Below are 15289 nucleotides of genomic sequence, written 5' to 3'. Positions count from 1 at the left end.
CTTTGTTAGGTAACTCGAGATTGGTTGTGGTGTAAGGGTTTCACGGTTTGGTGGCATGTGGGGCAGGCGCCGGTCCAGGTCGCGAGGAGGTATTGCAGCTCGCGGATGACCTTGTAGAGGGTCAGGCCGGCGCAGCCGCTTTTGGGTCGTGTCGCAGCAGGGTGATGAACAGGTGCGCGGCGGTGACCAGGGTGACGTGGCGGTGCCAGCCGGTGAAGGAGCGGCCTTCGAAGTGGTCCAGGCCGAGGCCGGTTTTCAGTTCGCGGTAGTCGTGTTCGATCCGCCAGCGGATCTTCGCGGTGCGGATCAGGTCGACGGGGTCGGTGTCGGCGGGTTGGCTGGATAGCCAGTAGGTGACCGGTTCGGCCTCGTCGTCGGGCCATTCCGCGATCAGCCACCGCTCGGGCAGGCTGCCGTCGGGGTTGCGGGGGATGCGGTGCCCAGCCGGACGGACCCGTAGGAACACGAACTGTGAGCTGAGGATGCCTTTGCTGCCTTCGCGCCAGGTGACCGTGGTCGCGGCATCGCGGCCGGCGTCGAGCACGTGCCGGGCAATGCTGGCCGCGTCGTCGGGGTAGTCCGGGCGGGTCGGTGGGCGGCCGTGCCCGGACCACGTGGGTGGCGCGGGTTCCGCGTCGGACCGGTGGGCGAGGGTTTCGCCTTTGACCTGGACGCTGTAGAGGATGCCGCGTTCGTCGAGCGCGGCCCGGAACGGGCCGCTGTCGCCGTAGCCGGAGTCGGCGGTGACCAGGGGTGGTCGCAATCCGTGTGCAGCGAGCCCGTCGATCATCTCGATTGCCAGTATCCACTTCGGACGGTGGCCCTCATCCTCCGGAATCGCGGCCTTGCGGCGCCGCCGCCGCGCGGTCTCGGTCGCGGCAGCGGCGACCGCATCAACATCGACCTCGGCCGGTTCGACAGACGCGGTGGCCCGCGGTGCATTCGTCAACGTCTTACGCTGCTTGGCCTTGGCCGCCTTGACCGCGGCCGGTCCGGCCTTGGCGGCGTCCCAGGACTCCGGCAGGAACAGCCGCCAGTCCAGCGGGCACGACGCCGTATCGGTGACCGCGTGGACGCTGACCCCGATCTGGCAGTTGGCGACCTTGCCCAGGGTGCCGGAGTACTGCCGGGCCACCCCGGGCGAGCCGGTGCCGTCCTTCGGGAACCCGGTGTCATCGAACACCCACGCGACCGGGTCGATCAACTCTACCGCCCGCTCGGCCAGCCGCGCCCGCACCGCCATGGTGTCCCACGTCGACGTGGTCACGAACTGCTGCAGCCCCTGATGATCCACGCCGAGCCGGGCCGCCATCGGCTGCATCGACTTACGCCGCCCGTCCAGCAACAGCCCCCGCAGATACGTCTCGCCCTTGACCCGCTGGTCAGACCGGGCCAAGGGCGTGAACACGTCCGCCGCGAACGCCTCCAGGCGTTGCCGCACAACCGAAAGCTCATCCGGAGTCACCGAAGCATGAAACTACCCGCACCACCCCGACGACCCCACGACACGCCGACCTAACAAAGCACTACTAGGGCCTGTATCAAAGAGTTTGTCGGTGCGAGCCGGAGTCCAGGCGGCGTCAGGTGGTGGCGGGCGCAAGGTCGCATACCGGTGTTGTATGCGGCCTTACGCCCGGCGCCGCATGGCGGCGTCTGGGCCCGGCGCAGCCCGGCAAGGAATTTGATCAGGCCCTAGGTCCAGAAGGGGGAGAGCATGAGTTCGGAATGGATCGGCCGGGCCCGCGACGCGGCCAAGGAGCTGGCGGTCGACGCGCTGGAGCGGGACCGGGCCAACAAGGAGCCGTTCACCGAGGCGGAGATCCTGCGCCGGTACGAGCTGCCCGCCCTGCTCGTGCCGGCCGGGCTCGGCGGCGCGGGGCAGACCTGGGCCACCGCCCTCGCCGCCGTCCGCGAGCTGGCCACAGTGGACGGTTCGATCGCCCAGCTGCTCGGCTACCACTACGTCAACCAGAGCAACCTGTGGCTGGCCGGTACGCCCGAGGTGGCTGAGCGGCTCGGCCGGCCGTCCGCGCAGTGGCAGTGGCTGTGGGGCGACGCGGTCAACCCGATCGAGCCGGAGCTGACGCTCACCCCGGACGGCACCGGCTACCGGCTCGACGGCACCAAGAGCTTCTCCACCGGCGCCAGCGTGGGCGACCTGACCGTGGCCAGCGGCACGGTCACCACTACCGGCGAGCCGCTGCTCGTGGCCGTGCCGCGGGACGCGGAGGGGATCGACTTCGGCGGCGACTGGGACAACCTCGGCCAGCGCCTCTCCGCCAGCGGCAGCGTCACGTTCACCGGAACGCCCGTCGGCGGCGACTGGGTGATCGGCTCGCTCGCCCCGGTGAAGGTCACCCCGCGCTCCTCGCTGATCACCCCGGCGATCCAGGCGGTGTTCGGCCACTTCTACCTCGGCATCGCGGAGGGCGCGCTGGCCACGGCCGCCGAGTACACCCGCACCACGTCCCGGCCCTGGGTCCTGGGCGGCGCGGCGTCCGCCACCGACGAGCCGTACGTCCTGGCCACCTACGGCTCGTACGCGGCCCGCCTGGACGCGGTCGGCGCGCAGGCCGAACGGGTCGCCGCCCGGCTCACCGAGGCCGAAGCCCGCGGCGCGGACCTGACCTGGGACGAGCGCGGCGAGCTCGCGGTCACCGTGGCCCGGCTCAAGGTGGTCGCCACCGACGCCGCGCTGGACGTGACCGCCGGCATCTACGAGGTGACCGGCGCCCGGTCCACCGCCAACCGGTACGGCTTCGACCGGTTCTGGCGCAACGTGCGCACGCACACCCTGCACGACCCGGTCGCGTACAAACGCCGCGAGGTCGGCGCCCACTACCTGACCGGCGCCCACCCCGAGTTCACCCTCTACACGTAGGAGGGGTTTCCGGACAGGTCGATCGACCGGGTCGTTGACCACCGACCGGACCGTGTGGGCCAGCCGGTAGCGGTCGAAGACGTCGATCGTGGCGGGGTGGGCCAGCTTGCGCCAGCTGTCGTCGCCGGCGGCCAGGCGGAGCAGGACGTCCCACGGCCGCTCGGGCGTGGTGCGTAGCTCCGGGTCGGCCTCGACCTGGGCGATCGGGAAGCCGAGCCGCTCGTACAGCTTGGCGACCTCGGGTGTGGAGCAGGCGACCAGAGTGTTTTCCGGGGTGAGCGTCAGGTCGGTGGCGACGGTGATGGTCTTGAGGGTGACCTCGGCGAACGCGTCGGTGGGTGCGGTGTCGAAGACGGGTACGACCAGCGACCGTAGCCCGGTCAGCACGCTGAACCGCTCGATCGCCGCCCCTCGACGGTGGTACGGGACCGGGTTGCGTTTGGTGTTGTCGTGGTTGGCGGAGGTGACCGCCCAGACGATCGTGGCGCCGCCCCCGTCCTCGGCTCTGGCTTCGGCTTCGGCGAGGCGGTGCAGGTAGTCGGCCCCCTCGCCACGTGCGTGGATGGTCAGCGTCCCACGGCGGTGTGGGTGGCGGTGCCGGGTGAGGAGCCGCCACCGGAGAGGAACGGCGCCAGCAGCTTGGGTATCTCTTCGGCGATCTGCTCCGCCCGGGACTCGGCCGAGTCGACCGCGAGCAGGTCGGCGTCGAGATAGTTGATCGCGACCTCCACGGTCCAGGTGCCGAGGCCGCCGTTGACCGACTCCTCTTCCCGCAGCGCGTGCAACACCTGCAGTTCGTCCAGCCGCGCCCGGCGCTGGATGTCGCATATCCGGCGTATCTCGGCTTCGCCGCGCAGAGCCGCCGCCATGACCTTGAGCTGAAAGTCGTCGCGGTAGCCCGCCGCGCGGATCGTCGGCTCGTCCATCCACCGGGACAGCTCGGCCCGGCCCGCCTCGGTGATCGAGTGCGTGGTGATGTCGGGGCGGTGGTCGGCGCTGGGGTGCGGGGCGGCGCTGATCAGCCCGTTTCTGAGCAGCTGCTTGATGATCGCGTACACGTGACTGCGCGAGGCGCCGCTCCAGTCGTTGCCCAGGGCGGCCTCGACTCCGCCACGCAGGCTCCACGCGTAGCAGTCGCGCTCGGCGAGGAGCGCCAGCAACGCGTGCGCGTACGGCATGCGGCCATCCTACCTATGACCAGGCGATACTCCGCTCCGTCGGATCCCGTCGGTCGGGCCCGTCCCCGGCGTCGAGCGCGCTCTATGCCGGTGCGGCATCATTGGGGGCATGGTCCAGCTGCGGGGGATACCAAGCCTTGACCATGGCGAACCGCTTCGAAGCGAGCTCGAGCCGGCGGCCGCCGCCGATTCGGGGGCAACGGTGCGGTTTCGTCGCGTCACTCGGCGGTGGCCGACTGGCCGAGGCCGTTTCGCGGGCACCGTCGCCGCGGTGACGGACGTCAACCTGGCCGTTCCGTCCGGCGCGGCGGTGGCCATCGCCGGGCCGGCCGGCTGCGGCAAGACCTCGCTGTTGCGGCTCGCCTCCGCGCAGGACCGGCCGGACACGGGCAGCGTCGTCGTCGACGGCGTTCGCATCGAGTCCCTCTCCCGCCGGCAGGCCACCCGGTTTCGCCGGCGTATCGGGGTCCTTTCCCACGACTCCCGGCTGATGGGTGCGCTCACCGCCGTCGACAACGTCGTGTTTCCCTTGCTGTACCAGCGGTTGAGCTTCGATCCGTACGAGCGGGCGATGCAGCTTCTCGACGCGGTCGGCCTGGCCGAGCAGGCGAGGGTGGAGGTTCCTCACCTGTCCGGCGGGCAGCGGCAGCGGGTCGTGCTGGCGCGTGCGCTGGCCAACCGTCCGCGACTGGTGATCGCCGACGAACCAACCGCCGGCCTGGACGGGCGGGCGGCGACCGAGATCCTGGATCTGCTCAAGCGGCTGACCGGCAGGTACGGTACGACGTTGTTGCTGGCCACCAGCGAAGACGCGGTGGCCGCTCGCTGCCCGCGCGTGGTGCGCCTCCGCGACGGAGCGATCGTCGACGATATCCGCGCCGACACCGGCGAGGCCGCGCGAGAGCGTGCCCGCCGCTGGATCGAACGGCCGGCACCCGTGCTCTGAGGCCCGGTCGCGACATCCGTCGTGGCTTCGTCAGTCCTCAGTGGATCTCCTGCCGGGCCGTGTGCGTTCCGCTCGGTTTCTTCCGCCGAGTCTCCCGGTGACGGTCAAGTGACCGAGCCGCTAACACATCGTTCGACGCTTGCCGATGACGTGTCCGCGCGGGACGGTATTTGCGGTACGCCGTGGGTCCCGGGGGAGGAGGTCGGCGTCGATGAGCGCCGGGCGTCGACGACCGGCCAGAAAGCGGGGCTTCCGCCTGGCGGCGCTCTGGCTGGTATGGCGTCGGTTGCGTTCCGAGCGGTGGCGGACGCTGGCCGTGGTGTCGGCGATGACGGTTGCGACGACCGCCTTCACGATCCTCGGCGGCGCGAACACCCGACGCGTGGAGATCGTCGGCGCCACCGCACCATCCGCGCCCACCACCTACGACATCCTGGTCCTGCCGCCGGGAGCCGCCAGCGGCACCGGACGGGTCGGCGGCGACAGCCTGCTGCGCCCGCGCCAGTGGCAGGACGTCTACGGCGGCATCACTCTCGAACAGGCGCGACGGATCCAGCGGATACCCGGCGTGGAGGTGGCCGCGCCGATCGCGATGGTGGGTTACATCCTGCAGACCGTGCATGTCGCGATACCGATACCCGGGACGCGCCCGCGGGCGCCGGCCGCGTACAGCGCGACCATCACGCACACGACCGATCAGGGCCTGAGCAGGATCGTCCAACCGCATGCCGCCTACACCTACGTCACGGCCGACAAGGACTGCCCGCCGCGGGTCGTCCACCAGGACGCCGAGCCCGGTGGCGATCCGTTCGCCGTCCAGACCCGCCGGGTCGGGACCTGCTGGTCCAGCCGTGTCGGGTCGGCACGCGCCGCACAGCCCTCGGTCGAGGACACCTGGACCTTCCCGACTCTGGTCGCCGCCGTGGACCCCACCGCGGAAGCGGCCCTCAACGGCCTCGACAAGGCGGTCAGCGCGGGACAGTACCTGCCCGAGTACGGATCCAGCGGCGGTGACGCCACGATTCCGGCCATCCGCGCCGACACCCTCGCCTACAACGACCACGACACCGTCGCCGTCGCCCGGCTTCCGGATCGGGTGGCGGCCGCCATGGCGGCGGGGGCGAGCGCCGCGCAGGTCGACCGCCTGCTGTCCGGGGCGCGCGAGACCGTGGTGGCGACCCGTACCGTCACCTCCGCGGACGCATACCGCCAGCTGGTCAGCGACGCGCTGAGCCCGGGCCGTACGGACGTCGTCGACGCGTTCTGGACGACGACGCCGGTGGACTACGTCGGCCACGCCGACGGCCAGGTCTCGGTCACCCCGCAGCCCTCGCCGCCACCCGCGACCTGGCAGGTGCCCGGCAGCGCGCGGAAGGTACCTCCGGTCGACGCCTCGGACAGCGCCGCTCGGCAGCTCGTCAGGCACGCCACGTCGGCGGACCCTGGTGGCGCGGGTTCGCCGTTGCCTCGGCTGTCCACTGTGGGCACGTTCGATCCGGCCCGGGTGTCGGTCGGGAGGCGCGGGGTCGGCGCGTTCGCGGTCCCGCCGCTGGCCGCCGCGGACGCCGCGACACGACAAGCGCTCGGTGGGCGCGACCTGCTTCCCAACGCGAACCCGGCGGGCTATCCGTCCGTGGCGCCCACGATGCTCATCCCGCTGGACCGCGTCGGCGCGTTCACCGATACGTCGGCCTTCCGGAACGTGAACCAGGCCGGCCCGGTCAGTGCGGTTCGGGTACGCGTCGCCGGCGTCACCGGCACCGACGCGCTCAGCAGGGAGCGGGTTCGCGCGATCGCCGACGAGATCAGCGGCTTGACGGGCCTGCGGGTCAGCGTCACTCTTGGCGCGACACCCGCCCGCGTCGCGGTCACCGTCCCGGCGGGCCATAACGGCCGCCCCCAGCTGACGGTCGCCGAGACCTGGTTTCGGGAGTCCGCGGCCGCGGTGAGCGTGCGCACGCGGGAGAGCCAGAGTCAGGCGCTGCTCGTCGTACTCCTGCTGGTGTGCGGGTTGGCGGTCGCCAACGCGACACTCGCCTCCACCCGTGCCCTGGCTCCGGAGCTGAGACAGCAGGCGCGCCTGGGCCTGCTGCCGGGCGAGATCTTTCGCCACCTGCTGGCGGAGGCGGGCCTGCTCGCGCTCGCCGCGGGCCTCGTCAGCGCCCTTCTCGTCTGGCCGGTCACCACTGCCGCGCGAGGTCCGGTCAGCTCGCTGCCCCCCTTGCTGGCGGTGCCGGTGGCCCTGGCCGTTGGCCTGGCGGCGGCGGTGGTGCCGGCCTGGCGAGCCAGCGTGGCCGCGCACTCCGGCCGGCCGGAACGCCCCCCACGGGTGCGGCGGCTGCATGCCCGCGGCCCGCTGCGGGCGTCGATCGTCCAGCTGTTGAGGACCCCATCCCGAAGCGCCATCTGCCTGGCCGCGGTCGCGGTCGGCTCCGGTGCGCTGACGTTGGATCTTCTCCGCACGTTCGTGTGGCGCGGCGCGGTCGTCAGCGAACTGTTCGGTGTGCCCGTGTCCCTACAGGACCGATGGGTCGACACCGCGGCCACCGCTCTGATCGTGCTCACGGCGGCCCTCGTGGTGGGCGACGCCGGCTGGCTGGCGGTACGCGAGCGCCGGGCGGAACTGGCCGACCTGCGGGTGCAGGGCTTGCTCGGCATTCAGGTGGCCGGCTTGGTCGCGCGCGAGCTGGCCATCCTGGTGGTGCTCGGGGCGGCACTGGGCGGCGCCGTCGGGCTGACCGTGGCGGCGGCGCTCGGTGCCGGGATCCCGTCCTGATGTCGATGGTCAAGGTCTATAACGACCTAAAGTCTGTAACGACCTAAACAGGTGCAGTGCGTGAATTAGCCGAACTTCCTTAGACGTCAGGCTTGCCGTGCTCGGATCCCTTGATGGTCGGATGTTCACCTGTGCTTTAGCTCCGTTGCGTGGGCTCCCGCTTACTGCTCGACTACGGTCGTCCCTATGTGAAGGGGGTGTCAGCATAGGGACGCCCTCTCCTCGTCGTGATCGGAGACACCGCGGGCGAGGCATCGAGCAGTAGGTGGGGAGCGAATGCGCGATCCGTGGCATCGCCACTTTCTGACTTACTGGAGTTGCGCGATGGCGGCACCTGTCCGGTTCTTTGTGCATCTGCTGCCGCCATCCGCGGCCCCGGATTGGTTGGGGTGGCCGCTCGCCTCGCCCGCACCGGCGTGGGTCAACTCGGTGGAGGTGGAGGCCGCCGAGCCGCTGCCTGTGGCCGCGGTGCGGCGCCGCGGCCCGCGTTCGCCCGCGCAACCCGGCTGGTACGCGTGGCGGCTGATGACCGCGAACAATCGCGAGCTGGCCCGTAGCGTGTTCCGGTTCGCCGACCCTGGGCTGTGCCGCCAAGCCGTGCGGGAGGTCCAGGGCTCTTCCGCCCGGCTGGTGCTCAGCACGGTCGCCGACCCGATGACCGGGCAGTTCAGCTGGCGGGGAGACCTCGACGGCGCGCCGGTCGCGGCGGGCAATCGCTACGAGCAGGAGCAGAACGCCCGGTACGCGGCGAAGCGGTTCCTGGACGCCGTGGTGGAGGCCGAGGTCACCGATGTGGTCCGCGGGCTGCGTGACCGGCGGGGTCCGGCGCCGTCGCGGTACAGCCGCGAGGGGCAGCCGTGACCGGTGTCGCCCTGGCCCACCCGGAGGGGCAGGAGACGCAACGGCGGCGGCGCCTGAAGGCAAACCTCGGCTTGGCCGACCGGGTGTTTCGCGCCGTCGCCCGCGGTGGCGGCGCCCTCGTGCTAGTGATCATGACGCTGGTCGGCCTGTTCCTCACCTACCGGGCCTTGCAGGCGTTGCGGAAGGCCGGGCCCAGCTTCCTCACCACCCAGGAGTGGAACCCGGACAGCGGCGAGTTCGGCATCGCGGCCGTCATCCTGGGCACCGTCCTCATCGCGATCGTCGCGATCGTCGTGGCCACGGTGCTGTCCGTGGGCGTCGCGCTCTACATCTCCGAGTTCGCGCCGTTCTGGCTGCGGCGCACGCTGATCGCGATGGTCGACCTGATGGCCGCCGTGCCAAGCGTCGTCTTCGGGTTGTGGGGGGCGTTCTTCCTCCAGTGGAAGGTGCTGAGCCTGTCCCGGTGGATCTCCGACTGGTTCGGCTGGATCCCGATCTTCAAGGTCAACGGCGTCACCCGGCACGACCCGCTGGCGACGGAGACCGTCTACACGTCGAGCACGTTCATCGCCGGCCTCGTGGTGGCGCTGATGGTGGCGCCGATCGCCTGTTCGGTGATGCGCGAGGCGTTCAGCCAGGCGCCGGCCGGTGAGCGGGAGGGCGCGTACGCGCTGGGCGCGACGCGGTGGGGCATGATCGGCGCCGTCGTGCTGCCGTTCGGCAAGGGCGCGATCATCGGCGGCACCATGCTCGGTCTCGGCCGGGCGCTGGGCGAGACGATCGCAGTGGTGATGATCATTTCGCCCGTGTTCGTGATCCAGCCGCGCATCCTGGAAAACGGCACCTCCAGCGTCTCCAGCCTGATCGCCACGCACTACGGCGAGTCGAGCCCGTTCGCGCTGAGCGCGCTGTTCGCGGCCGGACTGGCGCTTTTCGCGGTGACCCTCGTCGTCAACTTCATCGCGGCGTCCATCGTGGCCCGTTCGCGGTCTGGCGCGGTGAGCGAGGTCTGAGGCGATGACACTGCTCAAGACCGAGGCATACCCGCGCGCTACGACGGTCGCCGCGCCGCGCACCACGATCCCGGACCGCGGCCGCCCGTACGGCGGGCAGGTGCGCCGCCGGCTCGGCGGGTTTCGCAAGACCGACGTCTTCGCGCTGATCGGCGGGCTGGCCGCGTCGCTGACCACGACAGGTCTACTGTGGAGCCAGCTGGGACCGTTCACCGGATGGCTCGGCTTCGTGGTGGCGAGCTGGCTGCTCTTCGTCGCCACCTACGCGTTGCTGGTCTCGTTCGACGAAGACCGGCCGGCCATGTGGGACCGCGTCTCGTCGGTGGTCGTGCACTCCATCGCCGTCGTGCTGTTCGGCGTGTTGGCCTACATCTTCGTCTACACCGGCTGGCGCGGCTTTCGGGCGCTGCTGCACCTCAACTTCTTCACCCAGGACATGCGCAACGCCGGCCCGCTCGACCCGCTGACCGTGGGCGGCGTCAAGCACGCCATCGTCGGTACCCTGATCGAGCTCGGCATCGCGCTGGCCGTCTCGGTGCCGCTGGGCCTGCTCGGCGGGGTGTTCCTGCACGAGATCCCCGGCCGGTTCTCCCGGTTCGTGCGCACCGTGGTCGAGGCGATGACCGCGCTGCCGGACCTGCTGGCCGGCCTGTTCATCTTCGCCACGGTGATTCTGATCTTCGGGCTGGACAAGTCCGGCCTCGCCGCGGCCCTGGCTCTTTCGGTCACCATGCTGCCGATCATCATCCGGGCGACCGACGTGGTGCTGCGGCTGGTCCCGGGCAACCTGACCGAGGCGTCGTACGCGCTGGGCTCCGGACAGTGGCGCACGGTCTGGCACGTGGTGCTGCCGACCGCACGGTCCGGGCTGGCGACGGCGGTGATCCTCGGCGCGGCCCGAGGGATCGGCGAGACAAGCCCGGTGTTGATCACCGCCGGCGCCACCGCTCAGGTAAACACCGACCCGGTCAACGGGCCGATGATGAGCCTCCCCCTGCTGGCCTACACGCTGGTGCAGAACTCGCAGGAGAACATGGTCGTCCGCGGCTTCGGCACCGCCGTCACGCTGATGTTGCTGGTGCTGCTGCTGTTTGCCGTCGCCCGCGTCATCGGCGGCCGCGGGCCGGGCGAGCTCACCGCCGGCCAGCGCCGCCGCCGCGCCGCCGCGTCCCGCCGCGACCTCAGGCGATTCACCGCGCGCACCGCAGCCGACCCGGCCCCCTTCTCGTCGAGCACAGCGCAGGGAGAGACCTCATGACCACCACGTCCCGTCCCGGCCGCCCGCGCCGCTGGCTCGCGGTGGCGTGCACGCTGGTGCTTGCCACCGGCGCCGGTGTACTCGTACGGCCGCCGGCGGCGCTCGCGTACGTGACGATCAACGGCGCGGGGTCGACCTGGTCGCAAAACGCCGTCGACTCCTGGCGGCGCAACGTCGCCCAGTTCGGCATGACCGTGAACTACGCCGGCACCGGTTCGTCGGACGGCCGCAACCAGTTCCGGTCCGGCACCGTCGACTGGGCCGCCTCCGACATCCCGTACGGGATCAAGGACGGCAACAACCTGGACCTGCCGCCCACACAGGCGCACCCGTTCGCCTACATGCCCGTCACCGCCGGCGGCACCACGTTCATGTACAACCTCAAGATCGGTAACCAGCGGGTGACGAACCTACGGCTGTCGGGAACCACCATCGCCCGGATCTTCACCGGCGGCATCACGATGTGGAACGACGCGGCGATCAAGGAAGACAACCCCGGGCTGCGGTCGCGACTGCCCGCGATCCGGATCGTCCCCGTGGTGCGGTCGGAGGGGTCCGGGTCGACCGCGCAGCTCACCCAGTGGATGGTCGGCACGCAGCGCTCCATATGGAACGCCTACTGCGCCGCGGCGCGCCGCAACCCGTGCACCCAGACCTCGGTGTACCCGATCGTGCCCGGCCGGGGCATGGTGGCCCAGGCCGGTGACCTCGGCGTCGCCGGCTACGTGGCCCAACCGCAGGCCAACGGCGCCATCGGCTACGTCCAGTACTCGTACGCCATCCAGGCCGGCTTTCCCGTGGTGAAGATGCTCAACAACGGCGGCTACTACACGGAGCCGACCGCGGGCCACGTCGCCGTCTCGCTGCTCAAGGCCAGGATCAACCAGAACAAGAACGACCCGAACGTGTACCTGACCCAGGATCTGTCCCAGGTGTACACCAACACCGATCCGCGTACCTACCCGCTGTCCGGCTACTCGTACATGATCCTGCCGGTCTCGCTGAATGCGCCGATGACCACCGCCAAGGGCGAGACGCTCGCCGACTTCGGCAAGTACGCGCTCTGCCAGGGGCAGACCCAGGTCAACGCGCTCGGCTACTCCGCGCTGCCGATCAACCTGGTGCAGGCCGGCTTCGACCAGCTTCGCAAGATCCCTGGCGCGAAGGTCGGCAACATCGTCATCCGGTCGTGCAACAACCCGACCTTCTCCACCGACGGCACCAACACCTTGGCGAAGACCGACCCGAAGCCGCCGGACTGCGACAAGAAGGGCCCGACGCAGTGCGCGACGGGCACCGCCGGCGCCAAGAACCAGGAAACCCCGGTCAACAACGGGACCGGCGGTCCGGGCGGCGGTGGCCCGGGCGGCGGCAACACCGGCGGGCCCAGCACCAACCCGAGCGGCACCCCGGACCCGGGCAGCAACCCCATCGCGCAACAAGGCGCCTGCGATCCGGATACCCAGGATTGCGGCCAGGCCGGCGGCAACACCGGTGACCCCAACGTCTTCGGCCAGCCGGTCTCCGCCGAGGCCGGCCTCGGCGGCGGGTTCCGCATCGTACTCATGGTGCTGGCCGGTGTGCTGCTGCTCGCCCTCGGCCTGGGCCCGCCGCTGATCGCCCAGGCCGGCGCCCGGCGCCGGCAGCGCCGCTCCGACGACTTCACGATGCCCGGAGGGCCGGCATGACCCGCCGCGGCAGCATCCGCCGCCGGGTGGCCGCCGGCGTGGCCGCCCTGGTGGCGGCGACGGCGCTGGCCGTTGTGGACCCACTCGGCCCGGACCGGCAGGCGGAGGCCGCCATCGATCCGATCAGCGGGTTTGGCGGCACCGACTCGGCGGTCACCGTCAAGTGGTCCGACGGCATCACGAGGTCGGACAACCAGACGATCGCCACGCCGCGGCAGAAGAGCGGAGCCGACGCCTTCTACGAGGATCTGCGGGCCAGGTACAAGGACCTCACGGTCACCGTGAGCCAGACCGAGGGCCTCACACACCAGGGGGTGCAGGTCGCGTGGACCGGAGGCGCCCCGACGGACGTCAGCTTCCTCTCCGGAAACTACCTGCAGATCATGCAGTGCTACGGTGACGCACCCACCGGCCCTGATCCCGAGGGCTGCCAGTGGGGCGGCTTCGGCGTCAGCAGCCTGCCCGAAGGCCCCGGGGGCAACAAGCTGCAGGACGAGCGCAGGGGCACCAAATGCCCCGGGTTCGGCAACGGCTGCGATCCGGCCGAACCAACCGGGCCCGACCACGACAACCCCAGTGACGCAAGCCAGTACTACGTTCCGTTCATCCCGGTCGACACCGGCGAGAAGATCTACCTCGACGACATCAGCGAGGGCGGCGACCCGACCAAGCCGACCTTGGGCACGTACTTCCAGTCCCAGTCGACCAACGAGGTCCCCGTGGCGGCCACGTCCACGGACGGCACCGGGCAAGTCTCCTTCGAGGTGCAGACCGGGCGGGAGGCCACCGGGCTGGGCTGCGGCGACCGCGACACCGAAGGCGGCGGGGCTCCGCGGGGCTGCTGGCTGGTCATCGTGCCACGTGGCCAGCTGTCGCCCGACGCCTCCAGCCAAAACCGTCAGGGTGTCAGCGAGTCGCCGCTCAGCGCGAGCAACTGGGCGCAGCGCCTGCAGGTGCACCTGGACTTCCTGCCCACCAGCAACATCTGCCCGCAGGACACCGTGCAGCGGCCGGTGATCGGCACCGAGCTGGTCGCGAACATGATGACCTCCTGGCAGCCGGCGCTGTGTCAGAACGGCGGCGCGGTCTACAGCTTCACGCACACCGCGGACGCCACGAACGCCGTCCAGCTGGCCAGCAACCTGCCCGGCTCGGCCGGGCTCGCCTTCACCACCAAGCCGATCGCCTTCGCCGATCAGGGCCCGCCGCTGGTCTACGCCCCGGTGGCGGTCACGGGCATCACCTTCGCCTTCCGCATCGACGTGCGGAAGGGCTCCGAAACCCAGCAGGTGCAGCGGATCGGCGTCGGTCCGGAGCTGGTGGCGAAGGCGCTGACCCAGTCGTACCGCGGTGACCTCCCGGGCGGTGCCTCCAGCGGAAACGACTTCGTCCAGCCGGAGTGGATGAAGGCGGTCCGGCTGACGATCGTCGACGACCCGCGGTGGAAGGCGCTCAACCCGGAGGTCGCCACGCTCTCGAACGCCGTCATCACGCTGGCGCCGATGACGACCGCCGACCAGTCCGCGGTCAACCAGGCGGTCTGGGGCTGGATCCAGTCCGAGCCGGGCACCCGGTCCTGGCTGGGTGGAACGGCCGATGCGGGGGGCATGGTGGTCAACCCGAACTACCAGGCGCTCAAGCTCGGTGACCCGCCCCCGGGCAGCAGCTACCCGCGCGCCGACCCCACCTGCACCCACATCACCAGCGGAAACCCCGCCCCTCCGGCGGACGCCTGCTTCACCTCGGTGGACTACGTGCCGTACGCCCTCAACCTCGAGGACGCCGCCGTCCACGTGCAGCGCGGCAACACGCACGGCACCGCCGGCTGGGATCCGAACGGCTTGTCCCCTGAAGGAAACGCCGGATGGTGGGCGAAGCCGGCGCCGAGGGCTCTCGGCCAGCGCTTCAGCTGGGCGATCACCGCGGCCTCGGTCAGCGCCCGCTACGGGCTGCCCACCGCCAACCTGTGCTCCTCCGACGGCGCCGGCTGCGTCGCCCCGTCGGCGGCCAGCCTTACCGCCGCGGTGGCGGCCGCGAAAGCGGACAGTGCCGGGCTACTGCGCGTCGACCCCGCGGCCCCCGGCGCGGGCGGGTACCCGCTCACCCAGATCGTCTACGCCGCCGTCCGCACGAACCAGGACCCAGCCGCGCTGCGCGACACCGCCGCGTTGCTGGACTACGCCGCCGGCGCCGGGCAGACCTCCGGCGTCGAGGTGGGCCAGCTCCCGCCCGGCTACCTGCCACTCCCCGCCGACCTGCGCGCGAAGACACGTGCCACCGCGCAGACGCTTCGGGAGATCGCCGCTGCGGGGCCCAGCCCGTCGCCGAGCCCATCCGGCGGGCAGACCGGCGGCGGCGACTCCGATGCGAACGGCGGGGCCGGTGTGCCCAACGGTGGTGCCTCACCGGTGCCCGCCAGCCCGAGCGCGGTGCCGTCCGGGGGGACGGTGAGCCAGCCCCCCGCCGGCCTCGCCGCCGGTTCGACCCCCGACGACGCCCTTGGAATCATCCGTTGGGTGCTGGTCGCCGCGCTTGTCGCCGGTGCCGGCGGCAGCCTCGGCGGCGTACTCCTGCGACATCTGCCCCCAGCACTAAATCGCCTACTTCGCCGCACCCGGCGCGCTAATTGACAAGCCATCCGCTCCTGTTACTTCCTCTTAATATTGGCGTTTCCTTGGAATTGCCAAC

At 71.0% G+C, this 15289-nt stretch carries 10 protein-coding genes; 8 read left to right on the top strand and 2 right to left on the bottom strand.

The window, feature by feature from the left end:
- Positions 1 to 121: 121 nt before the first annotated feature.
- On the bottom strand, positions 122 to 1465 hold the full coding sequence (locus RB614_RS42320; protein ID WP_308714810.1) for an IS701 family transposase: 1344 nt from the start codon (positions 1463 to 1465) through the stop codon (positions 122 to 124).
- 249 nt (positions 1466 to 1714) lie between these two features.
- On the opposite strand from RB614_RS42320, the gene RB614_RS42315 reads away from it, so the two are divergent.
- A complete protein-coding gene (locus tag RB614_RS42315) occupies positions 1715 to 2881 on the top strand; it encodes an acyl-CoA dehydrogenase family protein (protein WP_308718369.1) in 1167 nt (388 codons plus the stop codon).
- 566 nt (positions 2882 to 3447) lie between these two features.
- Here RB614_RS42315 and RB614_RS42310 read toward each other — a convergent pair.
- Positions 3448 to 4059, bottom strand: coding sequence for a PadR family transcriptional regulator (locus RB614_RS42310; protein ID WP_308718368.1), 612 nt, complete (start codon positions 4057 to 4059; stop codon positions 3448 to 3450).
- A gap of 271 nt (positions 4060 to 4330) precedes the next feature.
- Between RB614_RS42310 and RB614_RS42305 the strand changes: the two genes are divergently transcribed.
- The 7 genes from RB614_RS42305 (at position 4331) to RB614_RS42275 (ending at position 15231) form a co-directional block, all read left to right on the top strand.
- A complete protein-coding gene (locus RB614_RS42305) occupies positions 4331 to 5005 on the top strand; it encodes an ABC transporter ATP-binding protein (protein WP_308718367.1) in 675 nt (224 codons plus the stop codon).
- A gap of 328 nt (positions 5006 to 5333) precedes the next feature.
- Positions 5334 to 7781 carry an ABC transporter permease family protein gene (locus RB614_RS42300; RefSeq protein WP_308718366.1) on the top strand — a complete coding sequence of 816 codons (2448 nt, stop codon included), beginning with the start codon at positions 5334 to 5336 and terminating at the stop codon, positions 7779 to 7781.
- A gap of 324 nt (positions 7782 to 8105) precedes the next feature.
- Entirely contained in the window at positions 8106 to 8642 is a 537-nt protein-coding gene (locus RB614_RS42295) for a hypothetical protein (protein WP_308718365.1), read from the top strand.
- Positions 8639 to 9655: a phosphate ABC transporter permease subunit PstC gene (gene pstC, locus RB614_RS42290; protein ID WP_308718364.1), complete on the top strand. Its 1017-nt coding sequence runs from the start codon at positions 8639 to 8641 to the stop codon at positions 9653 to 9655. The genes RB614_RS42295 and pstC overlap by 4 nt, the downstream gene beginning before the upstream one ends.
- A 4-nt stretch (positions 9656 to 9659) precedes the next feature.
- Positions 9660 to 10913, top strand: coding sequence for a phosphate ABC transporter permease PstA (gene pstA, locus RB614_RS42285; RefSeq protein WP_308718363.1), 1254 nt, complete (start codon positions 9660 to 9662; stop codon positions 10911 to 10913).
- Entirely contained in the window at positions 10910 to 12601 is a 1692-nt protein-coding gene (locus tag RB614_RS42280; protein WP_308718362.1) for a phosphate ABC transporter substrate-binding protein PstS, read from the top strand. Before pstA ends, RB614_RS42280 begins: the two co-directional genes overlap by 4 nt.
- Positions 12598 to 15231: a hypothetical protein gene (locus RB614_RS42275; RefSeq protein ID WP_308718361.1), complete on the top strand. Its 2634-nt coding sequence runs from the start codon at positions 12598 to 12600 to the stop codon at positions 15229 to 15231. The genes RB614_RS42280 and RB614_RS42275 overlap by 4 nt, the downstream gene beginning before the upstream one ends.
- The last annotated feature ends 58 nt before the right edge of the window (positions 15232 to 15289 follow it).

The sequence above is a fragment of the Phytohabitans maris genome (assembly GCF_031085175.1).
GTDB classification, from domain to species: Bacteria; Actinomycetota; Actinomycetes; order Mycobacteriales; family Micromonosporaceae; genus Phytohabitans; species Phytohabitans maris.
The sequence above is the reverse complement of the archived record's forward strand: the minus strand, read 5'-3'. Positions and strand labels throughout refer to the sequence as shown.

Bases quoted from the DNA above. Each gene is read 5' to 3' on its own strand.
- RB614_RS42310 (WP_308718368.1), bottom strand. From the start codon at position 4,059: ATGCCGTACGCGCACGCGTTGCTGGCGCTCCTCGCCGAGCGCGACTGC.
- pstA (WP_308718363.1), top strand. From the start codon at position 9,660: ATGACACTGCTCAAGACCGAGGCATACCCGCGCGCTACGACGGTCGCC.
- RB614_RS42315 (WP_308718369.1), top strand. From the start codon at position 1,715: ATGAGTTCGGAATGGATCGGCCGGGCCCGCGACGCGGCCAAGGAGCTG.
- RB614_RS42300 (WP_308718366.1), top strand. From the start codon at position 5,334: ATGACGGTTGCGACGACCGCCTTCACGATCCTCGGCGGCGCGAACACC.
- RB614_RS42295 (WP_308718365.1), top strand. From the start codon at position 8,106: ATGGCGGCACCTGTCCGGTTCTTTGTGCATCTGCTGCCGCCATCCGCG.
- RB614_RS42275 (WP_308718361.1), top strand. From the start codon at position 12,598: ATGACCCGCCGCGGCAGCATCCGCCGCCGGGTGGCCGCCGGCGTGGCC.
- RB614_RS42280 (WP_308718362.1), top strand. From the start codon at position 10,910: ATGACCACCACGTCCCGTCCCGGCCGCCCGCGCCGCTGGCTCGCGGTG.